The 5,649-nt window shown below is 67.7% G+C and carries 5 protein-coding genes, 1 tRNA gene and 1 pseudogene; 3 read left to right on the top strand and 4 right to left on the bottom strand.

Annotated elements, in window-relative coordinates:
* The 3 genes and pseudogenes from GA0115259_RS25580 to GA0115259_RS25565 form a co-directional block, all read right to left on the bottom strand.
* Nucleotides 1–299: pseudogene (locus tag GA0115259_RS25580) on the bottom strand (ABC transporter substrate-binding protein); the annotation flags it as partial.
* 1,085 nt (nt 300–1,384) lie between these two features.
* Complete coding sequence (locus tag GA0115259_RS25575) at nt 1,385–2,218, bottom strand: PIG-L family deacetylase (protein WP_093601389.1); 834 nt, start codon at nt 2,216–2,218, stop codon at nt 1,385–1,387.
* 857 nt (nt 2,219–3,075) lie between these two features.
* Nucleotides 3,076–3,149, bottom strand: a tRNA-Gly gene (locus tag GA0115259_RS25565).
* A 217-nt stretch (nt 3,150–3,366) separates the two neighbouring features.
* On the opposite strand from GA0115259_RS25565, the gene GA0115259_RS42170 reads away from it, so the two are divergent.
* The 3 genes from GA0115259_RS42170 to GA0115259_RS25550 all read left to right on the top strand — a co-directional run bounded on the left by GA0115259_RS42170 (nt 3,367) and on the right by GA0115259_RS25550 (nt 4,703).
* Nucleotides 3,367–3,561, top strand: a complete 195-nt coding sequence (locus tag GA0115259_RS42170) for a hypothetical protein (protein WP_093601387.1) — start codon at nt 3,367–3,369, stop codon at nt 3,559–3,561.
* Between the two features lie 70 nt (nt 3,562–3,631).
* On the top strand, nt 3,632–4,207 hold the full coding sequence (gene dcd / locus GA0115259_RS25555) for a dCTP deaminase (protein WP_093601385.1): 576 nt from the start codon (nt 3,632–3,634) through the stop codon (nt 4,205–4,207).
* Nucleotides 4,208–4,250: 43 nt separating this feature from the next.
* Nucleotides 4,251–4,703, top strand: coding sequence for a phosphoribosyltransferase (locus GA0115259_RS25550; protein ID WP_093601392.1), 453 nt, complete (start codon nt 4,251–4,253; stop codon nt 4,701–4,703).
* A gap of 36 nt (nt 4,704–4,739) precedes the next feature.
* Here GA0115259_RS25550 and GA0115259_RS25545 read toward each other — a convergent pair.
* On the bottom strand, nt 4,740–5,649 hold a 910-nt coding region (locus GA0115259_RS25545), incomplete at its 5' end, for a Yip1 family protein (protein ID WP_107469262.1).

Genomic DNA, 5,649 nt, shown 5'->3' with positions numbered 1-5,649 from the left:
CGGCCCCCCCCCCCCCCCCCCCCCGCCATACCGAGCTTGGTGTAGTACGGCGGGCCCCACTGGAGAGTGGACGCCTCAAGTTCGATCCCGGGGTGGGACGCGCGGTAGGCGTCCAGCATCGCCTGCATGTTGACGCCGTCGCCACCGCCGAAGAGATGCCAGTAGCGCAGCCGGGTGCGTCCGGCTCCGGCCCCCGTGGGAGCGGCACAGCCGGAGGCGCCGACACCCAGGGTTCCTGCCGCGGCGAGGGCGCCGAGTCCGGTGAGGACGCTTCTGCGGCCCGGTGAGGTCTGTTGCATCGAGGCCCATCCCTGTGTCTTCACGGTTCCGGGACATCGAGCGGCATGCGTCATCCCTGCGCATGGCGTTCGATATTTCGAATGGTGCTCGTAACTTCGAACGGGAACATAGAGTTGAACCTCACACCCGTCAACGCTTCGCGCAGAGCCGGGGATCAACCGGCTTGCGCCGGCGGACGCGGCTCCGCAGATCATCTCCTTGGCACAACTTCCGTACGGGGGGACCTTGTTCGCGGCACCAGGGTCGAGAAAGCCCTGTCTCCACACGGCGGTAGAGCCGCATGTCCCATACAGCGCACAACGACTTATCGGGGACAGCCCTCACGGGACTGCTGCCCGTGCCGACAGCGGCCGACTGCTACCCATCCGACTCCGACTGGTCAGGCTCGAATGCCCTGGCCTGGATCTCGTCGGCGAGATAAAGGCCCAGCAGCAGCCGGGCCAAGTTCAGGCCGACCTCCTGTTACCGGCGCCGACGGCCTGTCCGCGGATATCGCGCAGAATCTATGGACGTCCATGACGGCGTTCCAGGACCGCATCGGCAACCCGGACTACCGTGGGCCCGCGGCCGAGACGCAGAAGCTTGCCCAGGGGCAGGGCACCGGTGGTCTACGGTCCGTCGGGCCCGCTCATCAAGTTCAATCCGGACAAGGTCAGGAACCCGCCCGGTACGTCCCAGGAACTGCTCGACTGCACGCGAATGACACGCGGGCCGTAAGAGGTCTAGACGACAAGGAACCCCCGGGTCACTGACCTGGGGGTTTGTCGTGGAGCGGGTGACGAGAATTGAACTCGCGCTCTGAGCTTGGGAATCACCCCGAACTGCGGCCAGATAATGGCCTCTGGCCTGGGGCGATGGTCGTTTGCGGCCGTTCAATCAAGGCTTCGGTGAAGCCCCTGGTGGCCGCTGTGTACCGACGGTACTGGCACGTTGTGGCACGGCGTTGTGCTGAGTCCTGGGAGACGGTCGGTCTGGTCGGGGAACTGGGCGCTGGCCGACCTGGATGTGGCGGCTCCTCGGAGTGAGGGGGGGAGGGTAGGTCCGCTGGGGCTGATGTGCTTTCCCGGCCGGTCGGGCGGGCGGATCAGCGTAGTCCGGCGAAGAGATCGTTCTCGGGTACGGCCGCCCCGGTGGCGTTCTGGACGCGTACGAAGGTCTCCATGCCCATCAACTCGCCGAACCTCTCCTTGCCCATCTTGAGGAAGAAGATGTTCTCGCCCTGACTGGCGTGCGCGGCCAGCGCGTCGAACTTCTGACCGCTGAACGCGGTGGTGTCCACCCACGTGGTGACCTCATCGTCGGGGAGGCCGATCTTGGCCATCGCGGCGGCCTCGGCAGGATCCGGCTCCGGCATGTCCTCCTGAAACTCGCGCATTGTCTCCCCGAACCGCTGCATCATCGAGCGGGGCATCGTCGTCCAGTACACCTTCGGTGTCAGCGCGGTCATCTCCAGCGCTGCCATCGTGATGCGGTGCGCCTGGATATGGTCGGGGTGACCGTAGAAGCCGTTCTCGTCGTAGGTGACGACCACATCGGGTCGGTAATGCCGCATGAGTTCCGCAAGCCGGGCGGCGCCTTTCTCCACGGGGGTCTGCCAGAAGGATCCGGGGGCGTCGTTGCTCGGCCAACCCATCATCCCGGAGTCGGCATAATCCAGCATCTCCAGATCGCTGACCTTCAGGACGTCGCAGCTCGCCTCGAGTTCTTGGCGGCGCAGCAAGGCGACGGCCGCCGGATCGTGACCGGGATCGCCCGGCTTGACACCTCCCGGTCCGTCACCACAGCTGCCATCGGTACACGTCACGAGAACCGTGCGGATGCCTTCCGCCGCGTACCGCGCGAGGACCCCACCGGTTCCGGTGGCCTCGTCGTCAGGGTGGGCGTGTACAGCCATGAGCGTCAGGGGCCAGTCAGTCATGGAACAAATCCTCCTGCAGAGATACGTCTTGGTCCGAGTGCGCGGCGGGCGTACCGCGACCCCGAGAACCCGGATCCAGGTGAGGCGGACGACCTCGTGGTCTCCGCGTTCCCCGCCCGTGCGGCGCCGGTCCCTCGCTCGGTGCAACCGTGCCGACCGTGCCGGCTGTTCCCGGCGCGGCTACCTCGGCTTTCCAGGCGCCGACGTGTCTACGCGAACTAGGGACAGACACGACCTGCACGTCTCAGCGCCACGTCGAGTCCGACTTCCGTCCGGCACCCGCCGTGAGATTCCGACACGAAGTCTGAAACCGTACGGCGGTCCCAGGGGCCAGTTCGCCGGGGGGCAGACAGGAGAAAACCACGAAGGGCTGGCCATGCAGGCCGTACGGCCTCGTCGACGTGGGTGAGCGGGGTGCGGCCCTCCGCGGCGCCGGCTTCAGCCGGGAGTGGCCTGCTGCCCGCGCCGCGATCGGCATGCCGAAGGAGTTTTGCTTCTACGACCTGCGGCACCCTGGGAACCTCGCCGCCGACAGCGGCGCCAAGCTGAAGGACCTGATGGTTCGCGGGGGCCAGTCGTCCGAGCGGGCTCAGCCGATCTACCGGCACTCCACCGAGGCGCCGGCGCAGGCGCCAATGACGCAGCCTTCCGCTGCGCCGCATGCCAGTAGGCCCGCGTCCGGCACGGGCTCGGCCGGCGCCGCCCGCCGGCTCGTGCCCCCACCCGGCTCCCGACGCGCTGCCCAGTGGCCAACCTGGCTCCCCCGAGGGCACTTATGGCGGGCGGAACGGCGCGCAGGTTTTTGAGAGATCTGGACAAAAAATCGAACCCCAGGTCTCTGACCTGGGGCTTTCTCGTGGAGCGGGTGACGAGAATCGAACTCGCGCTCTGAGCTTGGGAAGCTCATGTTCTACCATTAAACTACACCCGCGAGGCGGCCGGTGATCGGCTTTGCGTCGCTGGACACTCTACCTCAACTGGGACCCCGGGCGTATTGCGCCGCGGGGTTTCTGTGGTGTTCGGGGGTGGAAGTGGGGGTGGCGGGCGGGAGTTGGGGCGTAGGGTCTGGGGCGGAGTGCCGGGGCGGGGGGCGTCCCCTTCATCCCCTAGTGTGGGCGTTCGTCCGTGTTTGTTGGGGAAGGGACCTGATGGACTTGATGGAGCGCACCGTCGTCCGCTGTGCCGATGGGCATGTGTTCAGTACTACGACGTTCCCGATGCAGCAGCTCGACAGCGCGAGGATCGGGCCCGGTCGGCTCATCCGGTGTCCGCGGTGTGCGCGGTTGCGGCATGCCGTGCCCGTGGAGCCGGTGAAGGCGGCCGTGGAGTCTGAGCAGCGCTGACCCAGGTCGGCACAGGCGCGCGGGCCCGCCCGATGGGGGTGGGTCCGCGCGCTCTGCGTATCCTCGGGACGTGCTTCTCTCAGACAAGGACATCCGGGCCGAGCTCGATTCCGGACGCGTACGCATCGAGCCGTACGACGCATCGATGGTGCAGCCCTCCAGCATCGATGTGCGGCTCGACCGGTTCTTCCGGGTGTTCGAGAACCACCGCTATCCGCATATCGACCCCGCCGTCGAGCAGGCCGATCTGACGCGTACGGTCGAGCCGGAGGGGGACGAACCGTTCATCCTGCACCCCGGCGAGTTCGTTCTCGCGTCGACGTACGAGATCATCTCGCTGCCCGACGACATCGCCTCCCGGCTGGAAGGCAAGTCCAGCCTCGGACGGCTCGGGCTGGTGACCCATTCGACCGCCGGCTTCATCGATCCCGGTTTCTCCGGGCATGTCACGCTCGAACTGTCGAATCTCGCGACACTGCCCATCAAGCTCTGGCCGGGTATGAAGATCGGACAGCTGTGTCTCTTCCGGCTCAGCTCGCCCGCGGAGCATCCGTACGGTTCCGAGCGGTACGGCTCGCGCTATCAGGGACAGCGTGGGCCGACCGCCTCGCGGTCCTATCTGAATTTCCACCGGACTCAGGTGTGACGGCAGGTGTGACGGTGTGACACGGGAGAATCTTTCGTACGAGATGTTCGGCGTAGCCGTCCGCGAGCTCGCGCAGACAATCGCCGACGACGGTTACGAACCCGACGTCGTGCTCAGCATCGCGCGCGGTGGCGTCTTTGTCGCCGGCGGTCTCGCCTACGCCCTGGACTGCAAGAACATCCATCTGGTCAACGTCGAGTTCTACACCGGCGTCGGCACCACCCTCGCCATGCCGGTCATGCTGGCGCCCGTGCCCAACGTCGTGGACTTCTCCCACAAGAAGGTCCTCATCGCCGACGACGTCGCCGACACCGGCAAGACGCTCAAGCTGGTCCGCGACTTCTGTGCGGACCATGTCGCCGAGGTGCGCAGCGCGGTCATTTACGAGAAGACCCAGTCCCTCGTGAAGTGCGAGTACGTCTGGAGGCGCACCGACGACTGGATCAACTTCCCCTGGAGCGTCCAGCCGCCCGTCGTGCGCCGCCAGCCTGGCTGACCGGCCCGCCCAGCCGCTAAGAAGTTCTGCCTGTCGTCAGATCGTGCCCAGCTTCAGCAGCGACAGCAGCGCGACGAGCTGGATCGCCGACGCGCCCAGCGCCTTCGGCCACGGCAGATCGTGCGACTTGCCCACCATGATCGTGAAGAGCGCCCCCGACGCGATCCAGGTGGCCCAGCCGAGGAGCATGACGAGGGAGTTCTCGCCGCCCAGGAAGAGCGCGAAGACCAGACGCGGCGCGTCCGTGATCGACATGATCAGCATGGAGAGGCCCACGGTCGGCTGCCAGGCGCCGTCGCCGCCGAGCTGGCGGGCCAGCGTATGGGTCACCGCGCCCAGGATCAGACCGCCGAGTACGAAGGCGACCGCCGTCGTCAGGACATACGGGATGGCGGTGGTCAGCGTCGCGTTGATCGCGTCGTCGCGGGCCGTGTCGAAGCCGAAGAGCGCCAGCAGACCGTAGAGGAACGTGACGATCAGCGCCGGGCCCCAGACCGGGTAGTCGCGCGTCTGGAGGAACGTCGCGCCGGGGCGCAGCACGATGCCGCTCAGCAGCTCCTGCCAGCGCAGCCGCGGGCCGACGGGCGCCGGGGCCGCGCCCGCGTGGTACGTGGAGCCGTCGCCGTACGGGTCGTCACCGAGGCTGAACGCCTGGGTGTGGCCCGGGTTGTTGGCGTACGGGTCGCCGTGCGGGCCCGGCCGGCCCTGGGGCGTGTGCGGGGGCTGCTGGGCGTACGGGTCGCCGAAGTACTCCGGCTCGCCGTGTCCGCCACCGCCGCCGTGCTGTCCGCCGCCGTGTGCGCCCTGTGCGCCGTGTCCGCCGTACTGGCCGCTGCCACCGCTCGCCGGAGGCCACTGCTGCTGCCCGTACGGAGGCGCGGCCTGGTGCTGCCCGCCCCCGTAACCGGGTGGCGGCGCTGCCTGCCGTCCGTACGGCTGCTGCCGC

Source organism: Streptomyces sp. MnatMP-M17 (genome assembly GCF_900091995.1).
Taxonomy (GTDB): Bacteria; Actinomycetota; Actinomycetes; order Streptomycetales; family Streptomycetaceae; genus Streptomyces.
Note: the sequence above shows the minus strand (reverse complement) of the source record. Positions and strands in the feature narration are given on the sequence as shown.

Bases quoted from the DNA above. Each gene is read 5' to 3' on its own strand.
- GA0115259_RS42170 (WP_093601387.1), top strand. From the start codon at position 3,367: ATGGACTTGATGGAGCGCACCGTCGTCCGCTGTGCCGATGGGCATGTG.
- GA0115259_RS25550 (WP_093601392.1), top strand. From the start codon at position 4,251: ATGTTCGGCGTAGCCGTCCGCGAGCTCGCGCAGACAATCGCCGACGAC.
- GA0115259_RS25575 (WP_093601389.1), bottom strand. From the start codon at position 2,218: ATGACTGACTGGCCCCTGACGCTCATGGCTGTACACGCCCACCCTGAC.